Here is a 297-nt window from a genome sequence, read left to right on the forward strand (position 1 = left end):
CCTCAATTGATTGACCATCTGTTTTTTGCAAGAAAAAAGTGCAGAGTATTGCAGTATATAAATTCGTTTATACCGCATAAAAATTCAATCTGAATTCTCGCTATTAAGGGCTTGACATGGAGCCTCTGCAGCCATGATTCTTTTGCCAAGCGGCCAGCTGTAACAGATTTGGCAAACCCAAACAGGTTATCATGGCTACCCCTCCATGTAAAGCCCCTCTGCATAACCATTTGCATAGAAATTTTGCACATCTCTGCACTTTAATTTTGCAATAAACACCATCTCGTGCCCGTCGAT

The organism is Geobacillus sp. ZGt-1, assembly GCF_001026865.1.
GTDB lineage: Bacteria > Bacillota > Bacilli > Bacillales > Anoxybacillaceae > Geobacillus > Geobacillus thermoleovorans.